Genomic DNA, 25,854 nt, shown 5'->3' on the forward strand with positions numbered 1-25,854 from the left:
AGTTGACAGGTATCCGTGACGTTAAAACCGCATAAGTTAAACGGAAAAACTTTTTGACTCCAACTTTTCAGAACGGATAAAAAAATTTTACACACATCTGCGGAATGTGGGATTCAAAATTTTAACGCTCACTTTGGGAATATTCAGTGGACAGAACAAGACCAAGTGCGGCGATTCTTATTTGAAGACTTACCCGAAGAAATTAGTAAAGACGAAGAGTATCAAAACGCCAAACAAAACTCAGGCCGTCAAAATGCGAAAATTACCTTTGATAAAAAGTTAGTCGATAAGTTTCAAGAATTCATCTTCGACCATAAAGATGTCTATCGCAAGTTTACCGAATATCCAGATTTCAAAGCATGGCTGAGTGACACACTATTTAACATGGACTATGACAAAAAGACCGCTTAGGGCGATCGCGAATTTCGGCGATCGTTCTCTTAACCACCTGATACTTCAAATTTTCAAGAATCACCCCAAACAATTCCTTCGCGCCACACTCTTGCGGAATTTGGATGTAAGCCACAGGAACCGTTGGCGGCTGTCCCGGCTGCTGCTTAGGTTTGTGCCGTAACCTGTAAGCATCACACCCCATAGTTTTACCCGTCCTCGACTCACCGACAACCCGCCCCGACTGCCTAGACTGGCGCTTTCCTTCCAGCCAACCCTCTACAAAAAAGCTGAAGTCACTTGACTCCAGCCTTATTTAACAGAAAATGCGGATTATGCACCCTGAATAATACACTGGTTTTAAAGCTACCTAACAGCTTAATTCTTAGTCCTCAACAACTAAAGCAGGATTCTCACAAAAGTCAAACTTCGCCGGTGGTGACATAGTCCCATCTACATATCCTATTTTTATCCACTGGCTGCAAGCTTCGTGATTAGTATGTTCACCCCAAACTATTTGTCCTTCAGTCTGGGGAGCAATATTACTTTCGAGAGAAAAGTAACCCCAAGTTTCGCCATCTTCAGATACCAATACCTGGCTAATTGCTACATCAGTCTTGTTCTCAACTGTAAATGTGAATTCCTCAGCTTTAGTCGGGTTAGCGAAAATAGAGACTAAGCTCAAAGCTGCACCTACGGTTGCAACTGCGACTTTTAACAATTTCGGAGTAATCATAGTATGTCTTGGCTATTGTTTTTGGATAATTTGTCCTACTTGTAGGATAACACAATAACTTTTTAATGGCAATATTTTAGTTGTTATATAAAAATTTAGTTAGTGATAGTATAATTAATAGAGGGAATAATTTTTATTTTTTAGAGGGTGGCAAGGAATTATTTAAATAAGTTAATTTTATTGATTATTTGTGATAAATATACGTGGCAGATTATCGATAATTACAAAGTTATTTTATGCCACTTTACTATATCTTTAAAGGACAAAAAACACCGATAACACCACCCATCCACAACGCCGGAATCTTAAACCTCGCCCCGCAGTTAGGACATTCTGACAGCAAGCGTAACTGGCGATCGCACCCCCTTGCCGTCTAAAACTGCCACTCAATCTTATGACAAGGCGACTGGGCATAACACGCCCCACACAACCGAATCGGCCGTTTTCAAACTACTGCCAAAGCCTCAATAGTAAACACCTCACCAACAAAATTCAACTGTATTCGCCACTAACCTTTCCATCCTCTGCGCCCTCTGCGCCCTCTGCGGTTTGTTCAATCCTTCCCCCATTAACCTCAATCTTTTTGTGCTGACGTTCCGACGCAGCTTTTTGCAGCATTTTCAACTTTTCTGGGTCAGCATTCGATCGCCAAAACAACTTATGATCCTTAATTTTAACGCAATTTTCCTGCAAACACTTCACCCATTCTCGATATTTCTTAACTGCGCCACGATCGAGAATTCCTAACTTTTCTTCTTGGCGGGTGAGTTTCGCAAACTTGTCGTAATGGGGATAACTAGCAGTAACAAAAGCTTCTTTTCTAACTAAAACTGGCGGGTTGTACACATCAGAATAGTCTTGATAGCTGACCGAAAGATCGCGCAAATCTATGTGCATAGAAGTGTGCAAAGCTGGATGCGGGTTAGTGTCAAAATCGGGATAAAATAAATAGGAAATCTGAGGTTTGCGAGCGTAAAATTTGATAATTGTCGCCCCGTCAAGCCTGCCAATTGTGCGGTTGGCGCACCCTTCGTAGAGCCGCAGCAAAGGGTCAAGTTCCTCTAATGCAGAGACGTGAACTGAAAGGGAACCGGGCTGTTTGTAGCCGAGCGCACTATCTTCGCAACAGTCAGCCACAATATCAGGTTTGCTCAGACTGTATAGCATTAAATCTGCCAACGTGCAAGCTTTTTGATAATTGTCAAACAAACCTTTGATGTCGTTGCGGATTTGAGCCGGGAGTCGGCGCATCGAAGGTCGATCGCCCAAACCGTTGAGAGCGAGATATACTAACAAATCTTGGCGGCGCTTGTCGGCGATTTTCTCCCAATCATCCGCATCCGTTGCTTGCAAAATGACTCTCCAAGCGCGATTAAAACTGTGAAATTCCTCCTTAATTGGCGATTCTTCCGCTAATTCGCCTTTAACTGGAAGCCGGCCCCGATCGCTCACAAAAGCCATCAAAGGAGCCAACATTTCCGCATAATCCTCAAACCGCTTAACTTGCGATCGCACCCTGGGAGTCGATAAGTGCGATCGAAACCGAGAAGCACGAAAACCTTCACCCTCCGCAGCATCCCGAAACACAAAATAAATCCCCAAAGCCACAGGAATCGCATCAACATTCAAAACTTGGTCAATATAAACCTTCAACTCTTCTTGTTCGTAATACTTCTGAAAAGTATTCCGAGAAGTAATCACCCCATCCCCGTAAGCAATTTGACCTCGATCGCTATCATCAATCAAAACCTGAGCCGCCACAACTAATAAACTCTTAGTTAATTCCCAAGCATTCAGCAAAGCTTCTCGGCGTTCCGCCAAAGATTCAATGACATTAATCACATAACCAATATTCACAATATCAGCACAAATTCGCGGAGTATCCGGCTGATAGTATGGGTCCCAACCAGAAATAGCATAACCCTCTTGTGCAATATATTTAACATCCCCGCCGTAACCGCAACCGTAATCAAAAAAAGTCGCCCCGTCCCTCGCTAAATCAGCTTCTAAAACCAGACGCAGAGGTTTAGAAAGCGAATTGCGTACCATTGCAGCTTTGTGCCGCTCGATCTTAGGAATTGATAGCTCACTATTCTCCTGTTTCAAACGCTCAACAACAGTATGATCTTGGATTTCTACACCGCAATATCCCAAATATTTGAGCCACCCCTCGCGAGTGCCGATAACGCTAGTATTGTCAAGCAGTCCCCACTTTTCCTCGCAGCGAGTCAGCCTCGAAAACTTTTCGTAATGGGGATAATCAGCAGCTACAAAAGTTTCCTTACGGTGCAAAACAGGGGGATTTTCGCTGTTGCTGTAATCAAAACATTTAACTTCCCCTGTTGCTAGATTAATCTGGATGCTGGTTTGCAAAGCAGGATGAGCATCTGTATCGAAATCAGGGTAAAAAAGATAAGATATTTTAGGTTGATGGAGTGAAACTTTAACTAAAGTTGCTTCATCAATATTTTCGAGAGTGCGTCTGGCACAATTTTCGTAGATTCCGATGACAGGGTTGAGTGTCGGCAAAGCCGAAACGTGAACGTAAAAAGCCGTCGGTAATTTTTTTCCAACCTTGCTTTCCCGACAGCAGCGAGCCACTTTTGCTAGGAGATTGTCAACACATAAATTATTAATTTCATCGGGCGCGTACGGCATAGCCTTTATAGAATCTTGCTCAGAGATAGCCTCGTTTTCATACAAGAAAACTTCCTGAGAAAAAGCCATCAAAGGTGTTAGCAGTTTTTCATCATTTTCTAATGAATCGCTATCTAAAATAGTGTTTGTACTGGTATCGTAATTCATAGCTAAATTAATTATTTTTTAAATTAACCGCAGAGAACGCAGAGGACACGGAGTGAAGAAACAAACAAACAAAATTTCCCTATAATTTCTATATGTAGGATGCACACTCCGTACCGTACCGCTTTATTTTTTAGTCTCCTAGAGAGGGACTTCGTTTTTGTAATGGCGATTTTAATCGCCGACTAATATCTACTACGAGCGAGTAAGATATTAACCAAACATTCGAGTTTCCACAAATTCTTGAACCCGGGCTAAATGACTGGACAAACTCAGTAATATGTTCTCAATCTTCTCAATATTTGACAATTCCACCCCTGTGGGTTCAGATTGAAAGCCTCGCGCTTGATGCTCCAATTGTGCGGCCAAATCCGACATCAGAACAACTCCCACATTAGCCGAAGTTCCCTTGAGACGGTGTGCTTGATATTCCACAGCTTGCCAATCTTTAGCTTCTACGGCTATTTTGGCAGCAGCTACATCAGCTTGCGCGTCTGCCACAAAAGCTTGCAAGAGTCGCTCTGGCAATTTAATATTAACTCGTCCGAGTTGCTCCAATCTGCTCTTGTCGAACAGTCCGTCGTAGTCTCTATGTTCCCAAGTTGGAAGTGCGATCGCCCTTGGTGTCGGCCCAGCCACAACCTGCGTTTTTTCTCCAACTTCTGTATAATTTGTTGCTAAGTGAGATTTATTTTCCGAGTTAATACTTTTTACTCCATACTTATTTTCACCCTGAACATTTCGGGCTTCATACTTTTTCAGGGCCGTCGCCAAAGCATCTAAATCTACAGGTTTGCTGAGATAATCGTCCATCCCCGCCGCCAGACACTTTTCTCGTTCCCCCGGCATAGCATGAGCAGTTAAAGCCATCACAAAAGTATGTCGCTCGCTTCCTTCGATTTCTCTCAACTTTTGCGCCGTTTTGTAACCATCAAGTACCGGCATTTGACAGTCCATCAGCACTAAATCATAGCTTTTTTTTGCCAGCAAATCCAGCGCTTGTTGACCGTTGACCACGCAGTCAGCCTGATAGCCTAAAACTGCCAACTGTTCGACAAGAACTTGTTGATTGATCGGGTGGTCTTCCGCCACCAAAATTCTCAGCGATGACGGCGAATTGGAAGTAACATATTGAGAATTAACTGGTGACAACTTGCAAGTATTAGCAGCCTCCACTCTCCCAAACTCTCCCGTTCCCTTCACCCGCGCAAGCATTGCCTCAAGCAGGTGGCTTGGCCGCACTGGCTCGATCAAATATCCGTTAAAACCCTGACGGCAAAGCGCTTCCGCCTTCGGCTGTCCCCGCAAAGCAGTCATGGCGATTAACGAGCCCACTATAGAGGTCGATCGCACTTTCCTAGCAAATTCCTCCGCATCCAACTCTGGCATTTGCAAGTCCACAAGCACCACATCCCAGCTTTTTCCCCCCTCCCCCGAATTCTGAGAAATCCCGCCCTGGGCATTGTTCAACCAACTCAAAGCCTCAACAACAGTTTCTGCCTCATCGCAGCGGGCCCCCCAACTTTGAGCGAGCGATCGCACCGCTGCCCTTCTCAAAGCGCTTCCAGAGACTACTAACAGTTTCTTGCCCGCAAGTTCGGGAGCGTGAGGCTCAACTTGCAACTGTTTTTCCAAAGGTACAGTAAACCAAAAAGTAGCACCGCTGCCTAGCAAACTGCGAACTCCAATGTCCCCTCCCATCATCTCCACTAACTGCTTACAAATAGCCAAACCCAAACCCGTCCCGCCGTAAGGCCTAGTAGGAGAATCGTCTACCTGAGAAAAAGATTGGAACAGCTTTGTTTGCCCTTCTGCCGAAATTCCAATGCCAGTATCCCGCACGGAAAACAGCAATCTTGCTTGTTGTCTACCGTCTGCCAGTCGGTTGCCCTGTTTGACAGTTACGTGAACTAGAACTTGACCGCGATCGGTAAATTTTATGGCATTCCCCGTCAAATTCAGCAAAACTTGCTTCAATCTGCCCGCGTCGCCCACCAACTTTCTCGGAACTGAGCTGTCAACTAAAATATTTAATTCAATACCTTTTTCTTCGGCCAAATGTGCTATAATTTCTATTACCGACTCAACGCAACTATCCAAATCAAAATTAGCCTTTTCCAGCCGCATTTCTCCAGCTTCAATCTTAGAGAAATCGAGGATATCATTAATAACATTCAGTAAATGTTCAGCACTGCGGTAAATAGTCTGAGCGCAGTCCCGCTGTTTCTGTTCCAGAGGAGCGCGCAGCAGCAATTGAGCCATTGCTAAAACCCCATTCATCGGAGTGCGAATTTCGTGACTCATGTTCGCCAAGAATTGCGACTTCACCCGGCTCGCTTCTAAGGCAGTTTCCCGCGCTTCCACCAACTCATTAATCTTGTCGGCAACCATCACAATTCCCCCGACTTTCTCGTCTGGATCGTACCAAGGGTGAGCAGCCCACCGCAGGTACAGAACAGAGCCGTCGGCTCGTTCCCAGGCATCTTCGCTCACAGAAACTACCTGACCTGTGAGCGCTTGTTGGTACATTACTTTCCAGCGATTCGGCGTATCTGGAAACAATTCGTAATGGCTGAGATTATTCAGGGACGGCAAGTCCAAATTAAATTGACTAACCCATTTTTTAGAGTTAGCCATATAGCGCATTTGTGTATCGAACATCGCCATTGCTACAGGCACGCAAGTAATAATTTGTCTCAGTTGCTGCCGTTCCCTTTCCAGAGCATCTTCCGCTTGTTTGCGCTCAGTAATATCACTAATCATACCGGCCATTCGCAGCGGTTTTCCTTGGGAATTGCGCTGAGCTTTTCCCTGAGAAGTGCAGTAGCGGTAAAGACCGTTCGAGTGTAGCAGCCGGAATTCTACATTATAGTCTATTTCTTGTTCCAAGTGAGCGGCGATCGCCGCGACGATTCCCTCCTTGTCATCGGGGTGCAGGCGGTTGTATAGAGCGTCCATCGTCCTGCCAAATTGCTTTCGCGACAAACCGATAATTTCCAAAAGGCGATCGTTCCAATAAACCTCATTTTTACTTAAATCCCAATCCCAAATTCCGTCGTTCACTCCCTCTAAAACTAACCTGTATCGTTCCTCACTTTCCTTGAGTTTTTGACTGGTATGAAACGCCTGAAATTCGGCGCGGTAAACGCGCATCGCATTGGACAAACTGCGAGACAAACTTTCGGGAGAAAGCTTATTTTTAGCGATATAATCAGAAGCTCCTGCTTTCATCAATTCCACAGCAATTTGTTCGTCGCCTTGACCTGTGAGCACTATTAAGGGAACTTTCAGCCCAGCTTCTCGTAGATTTTTTACCAAACTGAGTCCGTCTCCGTCGGGCAATCCGTAGTCGAGCAATACGCAGTCAAATTTACACTCAAATATTTGATTTAATAGCAGCCCATTTTCTATTTCCTCAACCTCGCTTAAAGGTTGAAAGTTATTTGGTTGGGAGGGTTTAGCGGTAGCCTGAGTATAATTTTTGCTCACCGAGAGCTTGGCCAGCGCATCCGCGCAGTCTTCTGCTTCAGTAACTTCTGCCGAAACACCAGCGGACTTGAGCGAGCGTTTGATCGCCATTCGATCGACTGCATCGTCATCAACTATCAGAATTGTGAGAATTTTGTCCATAACCAACGAATTGTGGATTACTCCGAAAAAGCTGCAGTCTGGAAAAAGGAATTAAAACAACTGCATTGCTGAAAAATCACCAAGCCACATTAAAATTTTATTTTTTATTCAATTTTTCCTATTTTAGGGAATTTCGCTTAGCATCCAGTATCTGTTTAGGGTAGCCATCACTTCCACAAAGTTAGAAAAAGTAACAGGTTTAAGAATATAGCCAGCTACATTCAAATTATAAGCTTTTACTTTATCTCTATCTTCATTAGAAGTTGTGAGGACTATTACCGGAATCGACCTCAAACATTCATCCAGTCGCAATTCTTGCAAAAACTCGATCCCGCTCATTCTCGGCATATTCAAGTCCAGCAAAATCAACCGGCGCGCTTGAGGCATGGGAGGATCAATTTTTCCTTCTCCACGCAATATAGCTAGAGCTTCTAATCCATTGGCAGCAATGTAGAGGGGGTTGACGATGTTATTTTTTTTGAATGCTCGCCGGACGTTCATCACATCAACCTCATCATCTTCTACCAAGAGAATATGAATTTTTTTGTCTTGCATAAATCAGCCATTTTATAGATGTTTTTTAAGCACCCCTCTGGTTTGCGAGGTTTAGTCAGCACGGAGCGCGAACCCAGCAGGTTTAATCTCTATTGTCGTTTGTCAAGAATCATTTATGCCGGGGCCGCTCGCGGGATCTACCTACAGGTGTACTCGCCCCCTCATGCTCTCAGGGGCGCAGCCGAAATCCAAAAACTCGCCAATAACGCCCGATCGAGCTACGGTAAAATCTAAAACTCATCTACATTATTAATCGCCATGTCAGCCGATCGCAAACTCTACGAAGGCAAAGCCAAAATCCTCTACTCCACCGAAGACAACGAAATTTTGCTGACCCACTTCAAAGACGACGCCACAGCCTTTAACGCCCAGAAACGCGGCAGCATCGTCGGCAAAGGCGAGATCAACTGCGCCGTATCCGCGCACCTGTTTCGGATGCTAGAAGCCAAAGGCATTCCCACCCACTTCATCGACACGCCGGCCCCCAACCAAATGCGAGTCTGTCGCGTCCAAATCTTGCCCTTGGAAGTCGTAGTCAGAAACATTGCCGCCGGCAGTCTTTGCAAGCAAACCGGACTCGCCCTCGGCACAATTATCAATCCGCCGCTGGTGGAGTTTTATTACAAAAACGACGATTTGGGAGACCCGCTGCTGACCCGCGACAGGCTGCTGCTAATGCAGCTAGCCACCCCCGAACAAGTAGACCAACTAGAAATCGCCGCCCGCGAAATTAACGAAATACTCAAAGAATTTTTCAGCCAGTGTGGCATCACCCTGGTAGACTTCAAACTAGAATTCGGTATCGACCAACATCAAAATCTGATCCTCGCCGACGAAATCAGTCCCGACACCTGCCGCCTCTGGGACAACGCAGAAGCCGACCCCGACGCCCGTGTTATGGACAAAGACCGATTCCGCCGCGACTTAGGATCGGTAGAAACCGCTTACCAGCAAGTTCTCCAACGCGTTCTCGCTCAGAAAGTCTAGAGGCCTTGGTAATGCGCTAGAATTGCACAGTTTGTTACCCTTCTGCTTTCGATGTCAGCAATCAGCGGTCAACAGTCATCAATTAGCGATCAGCGCGAAATTCAACCGACTTAATAACTAATGACTAATGACTAATGACTAATGACTAATGTGGTGTGTGGATTCCAAAAAAGTGAACAAAAATGCGTTTATCTGCTGTATTGGTGGCAGTTTTTACTGCCTCAGCAACATTCGGGTTATCAAATTCTGCTTCCGGCCAAACATCCTACTCTGAATCAGCAGAGGAAGCTTTGGCTGCCGCCCGGCCCGCCCCGTCGATCGAATTACCCGATCGCCCCATTCCAGAATTAACCCAAAACCCTCCTCAAAACCGCAAAGCCGCTAAAACCAGCAAAGGGGAAGCCCTAAAAATAGCTGATGCCCCTGCCAGAGGAGACCACGACCGCAAACCCCCAGACCGATTCACAGACACGCCCTCCCCGGTTTCGCCTTCCTTGCTTCAACTCAAACCCGAGCTAGCATCCAACCCCTCCCCCGCCTCTAGCAGCCAAAGCGCCCTGCCAGACGCGCAACAGGACAGCTCGCTCCCCCCATCGGAAGCGGCTGTAACGCCCGCCTGGATCGCAGCAGAGCTAGGGAAACCAGAGGAATCAGGGACGATCGCTCAAAACGCCCAAGTTCCGACAATACCGGCCCCGACGGGACCGCCGGCTAACACCGTTCCCCCATTGCCCCCTGGCCCAGCACCGCAGCCCAGACAAACCCCTGCACCCGCCGGGGCAGCCGAACCGCAAGTGCTAGTTGCAGAAGTTACAGTCACTGGGGCGACGGAAGACTTGGAAACCGAAATTTACCGAGTCATCAGCACCCAACCAGGACGCACGACCAACCGCAGCCAACTGCAACAAGACATCAACGCCATTTTTGCCACGGGCTTTTTCAGAAACGTGCGGGCAGTACCCGAAGACACCCCGTTGGGCGTCCGGGTGACTTTTATTGTCCAGCCAAATCCGGTGCTGCGGGGAGTGACAATCACCGGTCAGCAAGTGCTGCCCCAAAGCATAATTGACGAAAGCTTCCGCGATCAATACGGCAAAATTCTCAACCTCCGCCGCTTTGAAGAGGGAGTAAAAAAAATTAATGCGTGGTATCAAGAGAACGGCTATGTTTTGGGCCAAATCACTGATGCCCCGCAAGTAGCAGACGACGGCACTGTCACCCTGGTAGTGGCAGAAGGCCAGATCGAATCCGTTGATGTGCGCTTCCTGAACAAGGAGGGAGAGGCAACAGATGCCACGGGTCAGCCGATCGGAGGCAACACCCGTCAGTTTGTCATCACCCGCGAAGTAGAACTCAAGCCCGGAGACATCTTTAACCGCACCAAGGCGGAAAGGGATTTGAGACGGGTGTTTGGTTTGGGAATTTTTGAAGACGTGCGACTTGCCTTGGAACCGGGAACGACTGACCCCCGCAAGGCAAGAGTAATTGTCAACGTCATTGAGAAAAATACCGGTTCTCTGGCGGCTGGTGCGGGTTTGAGTTCCGCGACGGGTTTGTTCGGTACGCTGAGTTACCAGCAGCAAAACTTGAGAGGTAGGAACCAGAAATTGGGGGCTGAAATACAAATCGGGGAACGCCAAACCCTGTTTGACCTGAGTTTTACCGACCCCTGGATTGCGGGCGATCCTTACCGGACTTCTTATACGATTAATGCGTTTAGAAGACGATCGATCAGCGTGATTTTTGACGGTGGCGAACGGGAAGTCAGATTGCCCAACGACGATCGACCCCGCGTCGTCCGCACCGGTGCCGGCATCAATTTCACCCGTCCCCTGTCGCGCAATCCTTTTGCCGATCCTGAGTGGACTGCTTCAGTCGGCTTGCAGTACCAGCGAGTCTCAATTACCGATCGCAAAGGCCGTCGCGAGTCCGAAGACGAACTCGGCAACCTGTTGAGTTTTAGCGATTCGGGTTCGGATGACTTGACAACTTTGCAAGCAGGTGTTGTGCGCGATCGGCGCAACGACCCCCTCCGCCCCACTAGCGGTTCCCTGCTCAGGTTTGGGATGGAACAATCGATTCCTGTAGGTTCCGGCAGCATCCTGTTAAACCGCCTGCGGGCCAGCTACAGCTTTTACCTACCAGTCAGGTACACTAACTTTACCCCCGGCCCTCAAACCCTGGCATTCAGTTTTAGAGGCGGCACCGTATTCGGAGATTTGCCTCCCTACGAAGCCTTTGCCTTGGGGGGCGCCAACTCGGTGCGCGGATACGACGAAGGCGACATGGGAGCCGGTCGCAGTTTCCTAGAAGCCAGCGTTGAGTACCGTTTCCCGATTATTTCGTTTATCGGCGGAGCGCTATTTTTGGATGCTGGCACTGACTTTGGCACGGGCAAAGATGTCCCTGGCGACCCGGCAGGTATCCGCGAAAAGCCCGGTAGCGGTTATGGTTACGGCCTCGGCGTGCGGGTTCAATCTCCTTTAGGGCCGATCCGGATCGATTACGGTATCAACGACACTGGCGACAATCAAATTCACTTTGGGATTGGTGAGCGATTCTAATTGGCCAAACAGGGCATTGGCCAAACAGGGCATTGGCCAAACAGGGCATGGGAAATTGGGCATTGGACACTCGTACTGAGCGTAGTCGAAGTCTTGGGCATTGGACATTTAGAATTGGTAATTGGTAGTAATTAACTAATAACTAATAACTAATAACCAATAACCAATAACCAATTACCGATGCCCAATAACCAATTACAAATAACCAATTACCGAGACCCAATTACCCGTGCCCCATGCCCAATTCCCAATTCCCAATAACTCATGACTCAACGTACCTTAAAATCTGAATTTGAACTGTCGGGAATCGGTTTGCACAGCGGCACACAAACTCGCGTCCGAGTTTTGCCTGCGGAGGTTGGGGAAGGTCGCTATTTTGTCAGAATAGACTTGCCTGGTGCTCCGATAATTCCTGCAAAAATTGAGGCGGTTTGCCAGACAGCACTTTCAACTGAACTCGCAGGTATCGATGCTCAAATTCGCACTGTAGAGCATCTATTAGCCGCTTTGACGGGGATGGGAGCGGAGAATGCTCGAATTGAGGTTGATGGGCCGGAAGTGCCCCTGCTGGACGGTTCGGCTCTGGTTTGGGTAGAGGCGATCGCCCATACCGGCTTAGTTCCTCAAGAATCGAAGCAAGACCCCACTTCCTCCTTCGTCCTCGAACAGCCAATTTGGGTGCGCCACGGGGATGCTTTTGCAGTGGCTTTACCGTCAGCGGAAACTCGATTTAGTTACGGAATTGATTTTGAGGAACAGGCGATCGGCAATCAATGGTACAGTTGGTCGCCAGAGGCAGAAAGTTTTGCGACGGCGATCGCCCCAGCCCGCACTTTTGGACTTGCTCGCCAAGTTGACCAATTGCGACAAGCAGGTTTGATCAAAGGTGGTACCCTAGAGAACGCCCTAGTTTGCGATCGATCCGGCTGGCTCAACCCGCCCTTGAGATTTGCAAACGAACCAGTGCGCCATAAAATCCTAGACTTAGTAGGCGACCTCAGTCTGCTCGGAACTTGGCCAAAAGCTCACTACTTGGCTTACAAAGCCAGTCACAATCTGCACGTCCAACTCGCCCAAGCCCTGAAATCGGAAGCTCTAGCTACGCTAGATAAAAGTTAGGAAAAAACACGCGATCTGTTAAGATTGCATATTCCTTCTGCCATACCACACTCAAAAGTCTTCAAGCAATGTCCACGCTGACTGAAGTTAACACCCTCAATACTGCGAATTCTGAATCCGTCCCCACTGAAAAAGGTGAGGAGTCTCCAGCGGTTAAATCTACTTTTACTCTCGAAGAAATTCAGAAATTATTGCCTCATCGCTATCCTTTTGCACTGGTTGACAAGATTGTTGATTACGTGCCGTCCGAGAAGGCTATAGGAATTAAAAATGTGACTTTCAACGAACCACATTTTCAAGGGCATTTTCCCGGACGACCAATTATGCCTGGGGTATTAATTGTTGAAGCTATGGCTCAAGTTGGCGGTATTGTTCTCGCTCAGTTGCCCGACATCAAGCAAGGATTGTGGATGTTTACCGGAATCGATCAAGTCAAGTTCCGTCGTCAGGTTGTACCGGGCGATCAGTTGCTGATGACTGTAGAATTGCTGTGGGTAAAACGCCGCCGCTTCGCAAAAATGCAGGCTCTGGGTGAAGTAGACGGACAAAAAGTTTGTGAAGGAGAATTGACGTTTTCGATGGTAGATTAAATTTGGAATTGGTGAGGGCTTGCGGGTAGTTTTAAGTTATGAGTTTTGAATTTAAATTGAAACCGCCAAGCGTTCCTCGGAACGAAGCAATCTTAAAATTAAAAAAATTCCTTCTGCCCTCTTCCTGTTTCCTTCTTCCTTCTTCCCTCTTCCTTCTGCCTTCCTTCAACATCCATCCGTTTAATCGGTTTAATTCCTTACACTGCCCGTTGCCAAACTTCCTTCCTACTTACCAGCAAAACAACTGACAAATGCTTACTTTGATTCACCCAACTGCTGTGATTCATCCCGGTGCTGAACTTCACCCGACTGTAGAAGTGGGAGCTTATGCTGTAATTGGGGAAAGAGTGAAAATCGGGCCGGATACTAAGATTGGCGCCCATGCAATTATCGACGGGCTAACAGAAATAGGCGCTCGCAATCAAATTTTCCCCGGTGCAGCGATTGGTTTGGAACCTCAAGATTTGAAATACGAGGGTTCTCCGACTAGGGTGAAAATTGGCGACAGCAATCAAATTCGGGAATATGTGACAATTAACCGCGCTACTGGAGCCGGGGAAAGCACGACTATTGGCAATCATAATCTATTGATGGCTTATGTTCATGTGGGACACAATTGCGCGATCGCCGATCGAGTAATTATAGCCAATGCTGTAGCCTTAGCCGGACACGTTAAAATCGAGTCTCAAGCCCGCTTGAGCGGTGTTTTGGGCGTTCACCAGTTTGTCCACATCGGCCGCTTGTCTATGGTGGGCGGCTTGAGCAGGATCGATCGAGACGTACCTCCTTATATGCTAGTCGAGGGGAATCCTTCGAGAGTGCGAGCAATCAACAAAGTAGGTCTCGAACGCGCTGGTTTGACAGAAGAAGATTTGCTGGTTTTGAAGAAAACTTTTCGTATTTTATACCGTTCTGGCTACACTCTCGATCGAGCTTTGGAACAGTTGGATTTGTTGCCGGAAAACCCCCACTTGCAGCACCTGCAGAGATTTGTGCAGCAGTCTATAACCAAAGGGCGGCGCGGTTTGATTCCTGGCAAAAAGTGAATCAGGTAGAATAAACCTATGAACTAAGCGACTGTTGCCCTATGAATGTATATACTTCAGTCAAATCTACATCCCGTGAAACAGAACAAGATGGCAGCATTAGGTTCTCAGATGTTAGTTGGGAGCAATTTGAAGCGATAGAAGCAGCTTTTAAAGATGTCAGAGGTGTAAAAATTTTCTATCTCGATCCAATACTGCAAATTATAACTGTCTCGCCCGAACACGAAATAATCAAGAAAACTCTCTGTATGCTGCTAGAGGTATATATGAGAGCAAATGGAATTCGATTTTACGGCAAGGGCGGGCCGACTTTGGGTAACAGAGAATTAGGCGGTAGCAAAGAGCCGGATGATTCCTATGATATAGAAACGCAAAAAATAGTCCCAGATATTGCTATTGAAGTGGTAATTACCAGTGGCGGGATAAATACTCTAGAATTTTACAAAAGATTGGGCGTTCGGGAAGTCTGGTTTTGGCAAAATAGTCAGTTATCTCTATATTACTTAACAGGTGAAAATTATCAGGAGATGGCCAGGAGTACATTCCTTCCCGATCTGGACTTAGAATTACTGCTACGCTGTGCTAATATGCCCGATCAATATGATGCTGTTACCGAGTTATTAGCAAACATCTCACCTGTTTAATGTCAGAATATGAAAATTTTTATCAGCACTGGTGAGGTTTCTGGCGATTTGCAAGGAGCATTGTTAGTTGCAGCCTTAAAACGTCACGCTGTCGCCGCCGGTTTGGAGTTAGAAATAACAGGATTGGGCGGCCCTCGTATGGCGGAAGCGGGTGCTACTATTTTAGGCGATACTGTGGGCATTGGTTCTATGGGCCTGATCGAATCAGTGCCGTATATTTGGCCAACGATCAAAGTTCAGCAAAAAGCTAAACAATATCTCAAAAACTTCCGCCCCGATGCTGTTGTATTGATTGATTATTTGACTCCAAATCTCGGTATTGGCAGCTACATCCGCCGCTGTTTGCCGGATTTGCCGGTGGTTTGGTACATCGCACCTCAAGAATGGGTTTGGTCGATTTCTCCTCGCAATACCGATCTGATTGTCAATATTTGCGACCAACTTTTGGCAATTTTCCCCGAAGAAGCTTGTTATTATCAAAAAAAAGGAGCTCAAGTAAGTTGGGTTGGGCATCCTTTGGTGGATAGAATGCAATCTGCGCCCAGCCGGGAAGTTGCCCGCAAAACTTTGGGAATTGGGTCGGAACAGGTGTCGATCGCCCTAATTCCCGCTTCCAGACACCAAGAACTCAAGTACCTGATGCCGGTTATATTTGAGGCAGCTCAAATTATTCAAGCTAAATTGCCGGAAGTTCATTTTTGGATTCCGCTTGCTAATAAAGCTTTTCGCAGCAAAATCGAACAGGCGATCGAGAATTACGGTTTGCGGGCTACTTTGTTAGAAAATCAAACTCTGGAAATCTTGGCTGCTGCCGATCTGGCGATTACTAAATCTGGTACTGTTAATCTGGAGTTGGCTTTGCTGGATGTTCCGCAAGTTGTCCTCTACCGCGTCAGTCCGATTACGGCGATTATTGCTCGCCACGTGCTGAAATTTTCGATTCCTTTTATGTCTCCGCCCAATTTGGTGCAAATGAAGCCGATCGTCCCGGAGTTGCTGCAAGACGAGGCGACTGCGGAAAATATAGTGAACCACGCACTGGAATTGCTGCAAAATGCCGATCGACGCCAGCAAACTTTGGCAGGTTATCGGGAAATGCGCGAAAGTCTCGGAGATGTGGGTGTGTGCGATCGGGCCGCTGCGGAAATAATGAAAAATGTCAAATTAAATACAGCTTCTTAAAGCAATGTTGGTATTGAAAGGTTATGTATAAACCCGGTTTCTTTGTAGATGGCTCCTTGACAAACTCAAGATTTATTACCAAAAATTAGGTTAATTTTTTTAATTTCTATTAAAGCAACTTTGTTATTGAAATGTTATGCCAAGCAATCGGAAAAAGCGACCGATCGCTGTTGATTTATTTGCAGGCGCGGGCGGCATGACCCTGGGCTTTGAACAAGCAGGTTTTGATGTACTTGCCTCAGTCGAAATTGACCCTATTCACTGCGCCACACACGAGTTTAATTTCCCGCTGTGTTCTATTCTGTGCAAAGATGTCACACAGCTTACGGGCTCGGAAATTCGGAAAAAATCGGCGATCGGGCGGCGCGAGATAGACGTAGTAATCAGCGGTTCGCCCTGTCAAGGATTCTCCATGATGGGCAAGCGCGAGGTGGACGACCCACGCAATTCTCTAATTTTTCACTTTCAGCGCTTAGTTTTGGAGCTAAAACCGAAGTTTTTTGTAATGGAAAATGTGCCGGGTATTGCATCAGGAGAACACAAAGAACTCCTGAACATTTTAATTAGCTCTTTTCTGAAACGTGGCTATAAAGTAGAAGAAAATTATCAAGTTCTCAACGCTGTTCACTATGGAGTGCCACAAGCTCGCAAACGATTGTTTTTGATTGGTTGCAAAGAAGGTTACGAGCTACCAAAATACCCTCAGCAAACTACTATACTGCCGAAAATAAAAATTCCTAAACGCTATAAAAAAATTAATTTACCTGCTGTCCCGACAGTTTGGGATGCGATTGGAGATTTGCCGGAGGTGGAAAACTACAGCGAGTTGCTGCACCGAGATTGGGTAATGGCGGAGTACGGAAAGTGCAGCACTTATGCGAGTATAATGCGCGGAATTGATGGTTTGGATGATGATTATTCCTACGATCGCGAGTACGATCGACAAATCCTCTCTTGTAGTTTGCGAACTAAACATTCTCAGGAATGTATGGAAAGGTTTCAGGCGGCAAAACACGGCGAAAAAGAGCCGATCAGCCGTTTTTACAAGCTTCATCCTGACGGAGTTTGCAACACTCTCAGGGCGGGAACCGACAGGGCGAGGGGGGCTTATACTTCGCCGAGACCGATTCACCCGATCGCCCCTCGGTGCATTACAGTCAGAGAAGCTGCGCGGCTGCATTCCTATCCTGACTGGTTTAGATTTCACGTCACAAAATGGCACGGTTTTCGCCAAGTCGGAAATTCTGTACCGCCGCTACTGGCGAAAGCTGTCGCAGCGCAGATTATTAGGGCTTTGGGCGTGACAGCAATTAAGCCGAGTCTCAAGCTGACATGGGGAGATGATTCGTTGCTTAAACTGAATTGGTCGGAAGCAGAACAATATTATCTAATATCAAATCCGTTAGCATCGGAATAGTAAATTCGAGTTCACTGTTGACTGTTGACTGTTCACGGCGTCAACAGTCAACCGTCAACCGTCAACATCATGTATGAGTGCAACCGGAAATGATATAAAAAGTTAAGAATTAGATTTACAGCGTATATGGAGGGCTACCCCCAATTAAGCGCGGGTTTAGCGTCCCCTGTATCAGTGAACACAGTTCGATGACCAGCACGAGATGTCCTGGGTAGTTAAACAAACCGGGAATGTACTCCGGCGCGCTGTGTAGTTTTTTCAAGGTAAAAGTGGGAACTATTTCGACTACTGGTCTGCAATCCAAGGCGTAGCGTCCTATACATAAAATAGCCAAATAAACATCTGGATATCAGAGGAGATTTGAGATTGTGAAAGTCTGCCGGAAAACATTTTGATAAATTTCGCTGAGTTTTGCAACAATTACGAGTCTTTTGAAATTCTAGAGCTATTGTGTAAAAAGTGTATTTTCAGGAGACTCAACTACTATGGGTTGGTTTAAAAGACTGTTCGGACTCGAAAAGCCTGCACCCCAGGCTGAACCGATGGCACAAGTAGTACAGCAAGCTGCCCAAGCGCAATCCATCGCTCCTGCTAAAGTCGGCCCAGACGGAAATTTTGACGAAAGTGGCCTCGCGAAGCGGGTGGCTTTAGCTTTTGACGCCGATCCAGAAGTTGCTGATATCGAGACTGTTTATGTAGCTCAGCTCAGCAGCACGGTTGTTCTCAAAGGTCAAGTTCCCAGTCAGGAAATTCTCGACAAGTTGGTGGCGATCGCCTCTGCTGAAGAAGGTGCCACAAACGTGCAAACCGATCAGGTGACAGTTGGCTAGTTCTTCGGAACCGCAGCAGTTTCGCTCCGGGTGCTGCTCGAATTAGTCAAAAACTCGATTAAACCCGCTGCGGCGGGTTTTTTCTTGCCCTCTCCCCCTCAAAATATTAATTTTTGTAAATTTAACGGATTCATCTTAAAAAACAGTATAATTGAATACAGAAACTAAAAAAGTTTTAGCGAAAAAAACCCAAGCTGACCTGACTGCCCTTTTTATCTCCATAAATATAAGGATCAAAAAATATGAAACTCACTTATCGCGGCTCAAACTACGAGTACGACATTCCGACAGTTGATATGATCGAAGGCGAAGTCGCGGGTAAATACCGGGGCCAAAACTGGAACTATCGGTATCCGAGACACATTCCCAACCCCAAAAAATACGGGGGCCCAAACTATACCAAAAAGCGAGATGCTCAAGCTGGCGATGTCGCAGCAGCTCGCGCCTCAGCGGGGGTGGATTATTACCCAACAGTTGTGGAAGTGGCGCAAGTACACCAGGCGAATATTTGCAATATTCTCGATCGTAGAAAGGAAGCAGCCAAGGCCAAGGGCGATGAAACACTGCTGCGCTTGCTAGAAATTGAGTCTAGACAGATGGTCTGTTAGAGAAAAGCTTCAGAAAACAAAGCCTTTGTCAAGAGGGGGAAATCGAAAGCGGCTTGATTTCCCCCTCTTCCCATAAAGCACTTTCCAGGTAAGTGAAGTACAAATAAACCAGTTTCTGTCAACCCTTGACACAAACCACCTGCTTCAAAGTCGCCACCACTTCCACCAAATCCGACTGCTGACTCATCACCTCATCAATCGGCTTATAAGCCCCCGGAATTTCATCTAAAAATTCCTTATCTTTGCGGCACTCAACCCCTTCAGTCTGGCGCACAAAATCATCGAGAGTAAATACATTCTTCGCTTGATTTCGAGACATCAACCGCCCCGCACCGTGACTGCAACTACAGTAGCTTTCAGCATTTCCCTTCCCTTTAACAATAAAAGATTTCGCCCCCATCGAACCCGGAATAATCCCGTAATCCTCAACATCCGCGCGCACAGCACCCTTGCGAGTCACATACACATCTTCGCCAAAATGCACCTCTTTTTCCGCGTAATTGTGGTGGCAATTCACCTCTAATAACGGCTTAACAGATTTGCCTCCCGCGACGTGCTTTTCCACAATTCGCTTAAACCGATTCATCATTACATCGCGATTAAAACGAGCATAATCTTGCGCCCACTGCAAATCGTGCCAGTAAGCCGCAAACTCCCGCGTACCCGCTACAAAATAAGCCAAATCTTTGTCAGCCAGATTAATCTCTGCCAGTTTAGCTAAATCTTTAGCAGTCTCGATATGCTGCTGTGCGAGCAAATTTCCAATGCCGCGAGAACCGGAGTGCAGCATCAGCCAAACAAAGTTTTCAGTATCAACGCACACCTCAATAAAATGATTGCCGCCGCCGAGGGAACCCATTTGTTTTAAGGCTTTATTGTCTTGGTGCTGTACAGCTTGATGAAGTTCCTTAAACTCCCCCCATCCTTGCCAGTTTGTGACAGTTTTTTCTACTTCTTTATTTTCGGAAAATCCTACAGGGATTGCGGCTTCGATATCGAGGCGAATTTGTTTGAGTTTGCCTTCTAATTTATGAGCCTTAAATGGCATTTTAATGGCAGCCATCCCACAACCAATATCAACCCCCACAGCAGCCGGAATAATCGCTTCTTTTGTGGCAATTACTGAACCGACTAAAGCACCTTTTCCTAAATGTACGTCGGGCATCAGTGCGACGTGTTTGAATACAAAGGGCAAAGATGCTACGTTTGCGGTCATCTTGGTTTCTTTTTCGCCCAGGGCGTGATTTGCCCAAGATAGCACGGGTTTTGGAGTTGATATGTCTAATTTTTCGTAGGGCATTTTTGTTTAAGTTTGTTTTGCTAATTTACGTGTAGTACATATTGTAACATACAAAATTTATGATGTCAAATACACCTGACAGACTAATTCTCGTAGGGTGCGTCATATCAATTCCGGTTTCATGAGCGAGATGATAGGCAACGGAGGACACGGCAATGCCGTTTCCCTACTCCAAAATAATCATCCGCACTCCATCAGAGATTTAACTATCGCCCGATTAATTGTAGGGAAACGGCACTGCCGTGTCCTGATTGTGGGTAATGTTAATTCTGATGCCACCGGATTTGATATCAGTCGCGTTAGGGGCGGGCCGGATGCCCACCCCACAATAAAACTGATTCTTTCTTTGTGGAACAGGCATCTTGCCTGTTGTTAAAAATTGAAAATCCTTAAGAAATGCCTAAAGATTGAATGAATAATTTACTGTAGGGTGCGGATTCTTGTACCTTCGCCAGCGAACCAAACAACTCTTTTCCCCCGAAGATAACTAATGTCTTCTGTTTAGAGTCAGGTTCTTGAGTCAGGATTTGTGAATGAACGGACAGAATGCTATCTGAATCCCAACGATAGAAATAGTGCAAGTCGCCGCAAAGCTGTTCTTTAAGATCCTTGAGAGTAGGGTAAAGTTCTTTACACGAACGTGGCTCATGACCGATTAAAATCAGTTCATCTGATATCTCCATTTTGTCAAGATCGATTAGGTACATTCTTCCTTCATCAGTGTTGACTAGAAGGCGATCGTCTGATAGGTAGCACATATAGTAGCCAAAACCGTCATCAGAATCAGGCCAAGGCCATTCGCATATTCCAAGTAGATTACACTCAGGAAAACTGAATCGGCTGATTTGTCGCTCACAATCATTTACAACCACAAATTCGCCACCAGCAGGATGAAATTCTGGAAGCCCTATGTCATAGAGACAGGGAACCTCCACGGCATGAATTCTCGTACCATCATCATAAAGCCAGTAGACTTGTTGTCCGTGCTGTCCGGAACAAGCCCAAAGAGCTAAAATTTGATTTTCTGGATGTGGGTGAAACGAGAATGTACTGCCTCCAATAGGGTCTTTGAGCAAAAACTTTCGCTGGATTTGCCATGAATTGGTATCGCGAATTTGAATCTCGACTTGATCTGGTTCAATTAATTTCATGCACCAAAAACGCACGCCGTCTCCATCAAACCAGAAGTCCTGAAATCCATTATCGTTATACAAATATGAAACTTTAACAGGAGGATTAGGTAGCTGTTCTTCAAAAACTAGCTGGTTTTCTGCTGTCACAATTGCTAAGTGATTGCCATTTGCCATTATTGCTGCCAGCAAATCGCCTTTAGGACTAATGGCTAAACAGCTAATTGCGTCGGGAAGCTGGTATTCGTATTTGGGCGACAAGTTACGATCGACTAAAGTAACTTTTTTGCGATCGCCACTGACGATCGTCGCCCACTCGGAATTAATGGGTTGATTTATATATGAGAACGACCAGTCAATTTGTCTTTCATATTTTGGTAAAATTAGCATAAAAATATTTCAGCGTAAATAAGCTCTATTTTAACTGAAATCTTGCAGCATTTATAGTAGGGTGCGTCAGGGAATTTCTTTAAGGAGTCAGAGAATGTTTACTGACGTACCTTACCCACTAATTCTTGTCGCGTCAACTTAATATCGAATGCAGTACCGGTATTGTTTGTGAGTCCGACAGTCCGACAGGGAATGAATTCCCTGTCTCATAGCGAAAGTCCTCTAAAAGAGGACTGAAATAGATCGTATGTTCCCTCAAAATCTACAGTCGGTTTTTAACCGACTTTCGCTATGAGGCAGGGGTTTAAACCCCTGCCGGATTGCGGGAAAGTGCGTATTTGCTGACCCTACATTTTACAAATTCGCATTCTTTCTCCCCGCCTTCTGGACGGGAATAGCAACCGCCTGCGGTTTTTTATTCCCTGCAAACATCCCGAAGAAATCGTGCAGCAAAATGTAAAAACACGGAATAATAAACAGCGTCAGCAGCGTCGCCAGCGACAAACCGGAAAACACCACCACACCCAGCGGTTGCAAGAATTCCGAACCGTCTCCAATGCCCAAAGCTAGGGGAAATAAACCCAAAACCGTAGTAATAGTTGTCATCAAAATCGGGCGCAAGCGCTGAGGTGCCGCCCTGAGAATTGCTGTTGTGCGATCGACCTTTTCATCTTCCAGAATTTGGTTCGCCAACTCCACCATAATAATCGCATTATTTACCACAATTCCCACCAGCAAAATCGCCCCCACAATCACCGTTGCGCCGATCGCAGTTTTAGTCGCATACAACCCGAAAATCCCCCCAGCCAAAGCCAGCGGCACCGTTAACATAATCACCAGCGGATCGACAAGCGAATTGTACTGCACCGCCATCACCACAAATACCAAAAACGCCGCCAAAGATCCCAAAACAATCAGCGAACTTTGCAATTCCCGGTTAGTTTCCGCCGCAGAACTCGGTATAACTCGCACTCCTGGTGGCAATTTGATTTCCGACAAAACTGCATCCACTTGTTTCAAAGCATCGCCCAAACTCGCGCCCTTATTAACATTCCCAGCAATCATGAAAACTTGGCGCTGGTTAAGCCTTTGAATTTCCCCAGGCGCTTTTCCCAGTTCAATATTCGCCACATCGCTCAAGCGGATAATGCTATTATCCCTAGCAGTTAAAGGGATAAATTTTAGTGCGGAAATCGATTGAACAGCAGCGCGATCGAATTGTACCCGCACATCAACCAAACGGTTTCCCCGCTGCAATTGCGTGGGAACAGAACCTTGAATTGCTGTCTGAATCGCCTCTCCAATTTGCCTCGCATTCAACCCGTAGATTTCTGCTTGTTCCCAGTTGGGGCGAATCTGCACTTCCGTTTGCTGCGGGTCTCCATCCGGGCGAAAAGTAGCTAACTTTACCTTCTCATCCAAAGTTGCCAATATCTCGCGGCCGGCTTGCTGCAATATTTGTTCGTTTTCGCCCTGAAGCAGGACATCAACTTCAGCGCCGCGCACTGGCGAATTAGTTAAAACCAAACCCCGCACATTTTCTGGATTCAGACGCAAACGAGTATTTTTAGGCAAATCAATTTTTTTATTCAATTCTTGCGTAACTCGCTGCACAAAATCCAATGTATTGGTGCCAGGTTTTAGCGTAATGTTGCAGCCGCCCCGCAGCACATTCTCAACCGTATTGTTGCCGAATAACAGCCCGCCCACCGTCGTCAAAGTGTATAGAGTTTCTGGTTGGCTGAGGATAATTTTATCAGCTTCTGCCATGATTCTTTGGTTGGTTGCCAAATTTGTGCCGGCCGGAAACAAAGCAAACAATCTCGCTTGACCGGTATTAATTCTGGGCAATATTTCCTGGGGGATTTGACCAGTCATCAGCCAACTGCCGCCGCCCAATCCAATAATCGCTACTGCAAGGATAATCAACCGCCAGCGCACTACTCCCGATAAAAATTTCCCGTAGCCGGCGGTAGCATTGGTAAAAGCTCGATCGAATGCGCGCAGCGGCCAAAAGTTGCTCAAACCGCTGGATACCCGCAGCGCTAGCAGTCGAGAAGCCATCATCGGTACCACTGTCAATCCGACAATCAGAGAGGCGGCGACGGAAAAGCTGATGGTGAGGATTAATTCGTTGAAAAGTAAGGAAACTAAGCCACCTATTAGCAAAAATGGCAGTACGGCAACTAAGTTAGTAAGCGTGGAAGCAAATAAAGCTGATTCTAATTCTTGGCTGCTTTTTTCGGCTTGCTGGATCAACTGCTTGTTACTGAAGCGCTGACCGTTGGCATTTTTTTTATTGCTGGTTCCTTCGACAATATTCTCCAGCATCACGATCGAGTTATCGACCACAATTCCCACCCCCAGCGCCAAACCCCCCAAACTGAAAACGTTCAGAGATAGGCCAAAAACTCCCATCAGAATAATTGCCATTAAAGTTGCGAGGGGAATTGCCAGGACAATAATCAAAGTTTGGCGCAGGGAAGCCAGGAACAGCAAAACTGCTGCCCCCGCTAAAACAGCCCCGGTTAAACCAGAAAATAGGACGTTGCTAATAGAATCGCGGATGAACTTAGACTCGTCGAAGGTATTGACGATAGTCGTACCTTCAGGAATTGCCCCGGATGCTTTTAATTCTTCTAGCCGCTTTTTGATGCCGTCTACAACTGAGATTGTATTGGCGTCTGGCTGCTTTTGAATGCTAATTTTTACGGCTGCTTTCTGATTGAGAAATACTTTAACTCGCTCTTCTTCTGTACCGTCAATTACCTGAGCAAAATCTCGCAAAAACACTCGTTTTGGCGGATTGGAACCCGATGCTTGAAAAGAAATTGCCTGAATTTCTTTGGCGTTTTTAAATCGCCCGACGGTACGGGTTAAAGGTTCCGCTGCTTCTTGCCGCAGTCGCCCGCCGGAAGTGTCGAGGTTGCGGGATTCGAGGGCTGATAAAACGTCGGAAATACTGACGCCTAAAGATTGCAAGCGATTTAAGTCAATATTTACTTGAATTTCTTCTTGCACGCCGCCGGCAACGTCAATTGCTGCTATTCCAGGAATTACGTTTAGTTCTCTGGATAATTCTTCGTCGGCAAATACGCGCAAATCAACTCCTTGCAAGGAGTTGGAAGTGAGGGCAAATTCGTAAATCGGCTGCTGGGAAGGGTCAACTTTGAAGAGAGTGGGCGACTCAACTGTATCGGGAAGTCGGTTGCGGATGCGGTTGACAGCGGCGGTGGCGTCGTTGAGGGCCTGGTCGATGTTGCCCCCGGGTTTGAAGAATAAATCGACGCTGACTTGTCCTTCGCGAGTCCGCGAGAAAACTTGCATGACGCCTTCAGTGGCGGAAAGTCCTTGTTCGAGGGGGCGGGTAACTTCGTCTATTGCTACTTCAGGGGAGACTCCGGGGGCATTTAAGCGCACGCCGATGCGGGGATAGGTGATGGATGGTAGCAAGTCAACGGGCAGTTGGGTGATGTAGAAAAAGCCCACGATTATAATAGCAAGTGTCAGCATGAGGGTGCCGATGTGGCGACGAATCGCGGTCGCGCTAATGCTGAATCCGGTTTTGTCGGGGGTCATTTGATTTTAGATTTTAAATTGAAAAGTTTACACCGTCAGTCAGCCTGCAAAGGAACGAATCGCGGGGCTGGCGACCAAATTGTTTTCGGTCAGGCTTTATTTTGTATAGGGAGTGAGAGAATATTTACGCTCCGCACCTGACAAGTAGTATAATAAATTTTAATAAATTGTCAAAAATGTTTTTTATAATATTCCTTTAGAGGTAGCCGATCGCCCACAATGCAGATTGACAGAAATTGCGATCGGCTTTTTTATCGATCTAAAGCAATTGCGATTTACCGCTATCATGGGGGTAGGTTGACTATATTGTTGGTCTTACCCACAGATTGGTTGTAAAACCCGCCCCTCCATTCTT

At 46.5% G+C, this 25,854-nt stretch carries 22 protein-coding genes; 13 read left to right on the forward strand and 9 right to left on the reverse strand.

Translation table 11 applies throughout. The features are described from left to right. The first annotated feature begins 165 nt into the window (after window positions 1–165). Window positions 166–411 carry a hypothetical protein gene (locus NDI35_RS23480; protein WP_445314822.1) on the forward strand — a complete coding sequence of 82 codons (246 nt, stop codon included), beginning with the start codon at window positions 166–168 and terminating at the stop codon, window positions 409–411. On the opposite strand, the gene NDI35_RS23485 is transcribed toward NDI35_RS23480, so the two are convergent. Beyond that, window positions 380–706, reverse strand: coding sequence for a TniB family NTP-binding protein (locus tag NDI35_RS23485; RefSeq protein WP_445314859.1), 327 nt, complete (start codon window positions 704–706; stop codon window positions 380–382). The genes NDI35_RS23480 and NDI35_RS23485 overlap by 32 nt on opposite strands. Window positions 707–775: 69 nt before the next feature. Next, on the reverse strand, window positions 776–1,126 hold the full coding sequence (locus NDI35_RS23490) for a hypothetical protein (RefSeq protein ID WP_445314823.1): 351 nt from the start codon (window positions 1,124–1,126) through the stop codon (window positions 776–778). A 236-nt stretch (window positions 1,127–1,362) separates the two neighbouring features. On the opposite strand from NDI35_RS23490, the gene NDI35_RS23495 reads away from it, so the two are divergent. Next, window positions 1,363–1,503 (forward strand): hypothetical protein, encoded by a 141-nt coding sequence (locus NDI35_RS23495; RefSeq protein WP_445314824.1) that lies wholly within the window; start codon window positions 1,363–1,365, stop codon window positions 1,501–1,503. Between the two features lie 115 nt (window positions 1,504–1,618). Here NDI35_RS23495 and NDI35_RS23500 read toward each other — a convergent pair whose 3' ends face one another. The 3 genes from NDI35_RS23500 to NDI35_RS23510 all read right to left on the reverse strand — a co-directional run bounded on the left by NDI35_RS23500 (window position 1,619) and on the right by NDI35_RS23510 (window position 8,113). Continuing rightward, window positions 1,619–3,931: a DNA phosphorothioation-associated putative methyltransferase gene (locus NDI35_RS23500; protein WP_445314825.1), complete on the reverse strand. Its 2,313-nt coding sequence runs from the start codon at window positions 3,929–3,931 to the stop codon at window positions 1,619–1,621. A 210-nt stretch (window positions 3,932–4,141) separates the two neighbouring features. Then, a complete protein-coding gene (locus tag NDI35_RS23505; RefSeq protein WP_445314826.1) occupies window positions 4,142–7,558 on the reverse strand; it encodes a response regulator in 3,417 nt (1,138 codons plus the stop codon). A gap of 123 nt (window positions 7,559–7,681) precedes the next feature. Further along, window positions 7,682–8,113, reverse strand: coding sequence for a response regulator (locus tag NDI35_RS23510; RefSeq protein ID WP_333076249.1), 432 nt, complete (start codon window positions 8,111–8,113; stop codon window positions 7,682–7,684). Between the two features lie 258 nt (window positions 8,114–8,371). Between NDI35_RS23510 and purC the strand changes: the two genes are divergently transcribed. The 8 genes from purC (at window position 8,372) to NDI35_RS23550 (ending at window position 17,662) form a co-directional block, all read left to right on the forward strand. Beyond that, a complete protein-coding gene (gene purC / locus NDI35_RS23515; RefSeq protein WP_445314827.1) occupies window positions 8,372–9,100 on the forward strand; it encodes a phosphoribosylaminoimidazolesuccinocarboxamide synthase in 729 nt (242 codons plus the stop codon). Between the two features lie 182 nt (window positions 9,101–9,282). Beyond that, window positions 9,283–11,664: a BamA/TamA family outer membrane protein gene (locus NDI35_RS23520; RefSeq protein WP_445314828.1), complete on the forward strand. Its 2,382-nt coding sequence runs from the start codon at window positions 9,283–9,285 to the stop codon at window positions 11,662–11,664. Window positions 11,665–11,928: 264 nt separating this feature from the next. Next, window positions 11,929–12,783 (forward strand): UDP-3-O-acyl-N-acetylglucosamine deacetylase, encoded by an 855-nt coding sequence (lpxC, locus tag NDI35_RS23525; RefSeq protein WP_445314829.1) that lies wholly within the window; start codon window positions 11,929–11,931, stop codon window positions 12,781–12,783. 68 nt (window positions 12,784–12,851) lie between these two features. Continuing rightward, a complete protein-coding gene (fabZ, locus tag NDI35_RS23530; protein WP_333096171.1) occupies window positions 12,852–13,373 on the forward strand; it encodes a 3-hydroxyacyl-ACP dehydratase FabZ in 522 nt (173 codons plus the stop codon). A 251-nt stretch (window positions 13,374–13,624) separates the two neighbouring features. Next, complete coding sequence (gene lpxA / locus NDI35_RS23535) at window positions 13,625–14,419, forward strand: acyl-ACP--UDP-N-acetylglucosamine O-acyltransferase (RefSeq protein WP_445314830.1); 795 nt, start codon at window positions 13,625–13,627, stop codon at window positions 14,417–14,419. A gap of 41 nt (window positions 14,420–14,460) precedes the next feature. Then, complete coding sequence (locus NDI35_RS23540; RefSeq protein ID WP_445314831.1) at window positions 14,461–15,063, forward strand: Uma2 family endonuclease; 603 nt, start codon at window positions 14,461–14,463, stop codon at window positions 15,061–15,063. Window positions 15,064–15,072: 9 nt separating this feature from the next. Continuing rightward, entirely contained in the window at window positions 15,073–16,245 is a 1,173-nt protein-coding gene (gene lpxB / locus NDI35_RS23545; protein ID WP_445314832.1) for a lipid-A-disaccharide synthase, read from the forward strand. 136 nt (window positions 16,246–16,381) lie between these two features. Beyond that, window positions 16,382–17,662: a DNA cytosine methyltransferase gene (locus NDI35_RS23550; RefSeq protein WP_445314833.1), complete on the forward strand. Its 1,281-nt coding sequence runs from the start codon at window positions 16,382–16,384 to the stop codon at window positions 17,660–17,662. A gap of 115 nt (window positions 17,663–17,777) precedes the next feature. On the opposite strand, the gene NDI35_RS23555 is transcribed toward NDI35_RS23550, so the two are convergent. Continuing rightward, window positions 17,778–17,996 (reverse strand): chemotaxis protein CheW, encoded by a 219-nt coding sequence (locus tag NDI35_RS23555; protein WP_445314834.1) that lies wholly within the window; start codon window positions 17,994–17,996, stop codon window positions 17,778–17,780. Between the two features lie 151 nt (window positions 17,997–18,147). Between NDI35_RS23555 and NDI35_RS23560 the strand changes: the two genes are divergently transcribed. Together NDI35_RS23560 and NDI35_RS23565 are read left to right on the forward strand one after the other, a co-directional pair. Next, window positions 18,148–18,492: a BON domain-containing protein gene (locus NDI35_RS23560; protein ID WP_445314835.1), complete on the forward strand. Its 345-nt coding sequence runs from the start codon at window positions 18,148–18,150 to the stop codon at window positions 18,490–18,492. Between the two features lie 242 nt (window positions 18,493–18,734). After that, a complete protein-coding gene (locus NDI35_RS23565) occupies window positions 18,735–19,100 on the forward strand; it encodes a DUF4278 domain-containing protein (protein ID WP_445314836.1) in 366 nt (121 codons plus the stop codon). Between the two features lie 118 nt (window positions 19,101–19,218). Here the strand turns inward: NDI35_RS23565 and NDI35_RS23570 are convergent, their stop codons facing one another. Further along, window positions 19,219–20,400 (reverse strand): RtcB family protein, encoded by a 1,182-nt coding sequence (locus NDI35_RS23570; RefSeq protein WP_445314837.1) that lies wholly within the window; start codon window positions 20,398–20,400, stop codon window positions 19,219–19,221. A gap of 121 nt (window positions 20,401–20,521) precedes the next feature. Between NDI35_RS23570 and NDI35_RS23575 the strand changes: the two genes are divergently transcribed. Then, window positions 20,522–20,776 carry a hypothetical protein gene (locus tag NDI35_RS23575; protein ID WP_445314838.1) on the forward strand — a complete coding sequence of 85 codons (255 nt, stop codon included), beginning with the start codon at window positions 20,522–20,524 and terminating at the stop codon, window positions 20,774–20,776. Window positions 20,777–20,789: 13 nt separating this feature from the next. Here the strand turns inward: NDI35_RS23575 and NDI35_RS23580 are convergent, their stop codons facing one another. Together NDI35_RS23580 and NDI35_RS23585 are read right to left on the reverse strand one after the other, a co-directional pair. Then, on the reverse strand, window positions 20,790–21,920 hold the full coding sequence (locus tag NDI35_RS23580) for a hypothetical protein (protein WP_445314839.1): 1,131 nt from the start codon (window positions 21,918–21,920) through the stop codon (window positions 20,790–20,792). A gap of 354 nt (window positions 21,921–22,274) precedes the next feature. Next, on the reverse strand, window positions 22,275–25,499 hold the full coding sequence (locus NDI35_RS23585; RefSeq protein ID WP_445314840.1) for an efflux RND transporter permease subunit: 3,225 nt from the start codon (window positions 25,497–25,499) through the stop codon (window positions 22,275–22,277). Between the last annotated feature and the right edge of the window lie 355 nt (window positions 25,500–25,854).

Source organism: Microcoleus vaginatus FACHB-2002 (assembly GCF_040004035.1).
Lineage (GTDB): Bacteria > Cyanobacteriota > Cyanobacteriia > Cyanobacteriales > Microcoleaceae > Microcoleus > Microcoleus vaginatus_C.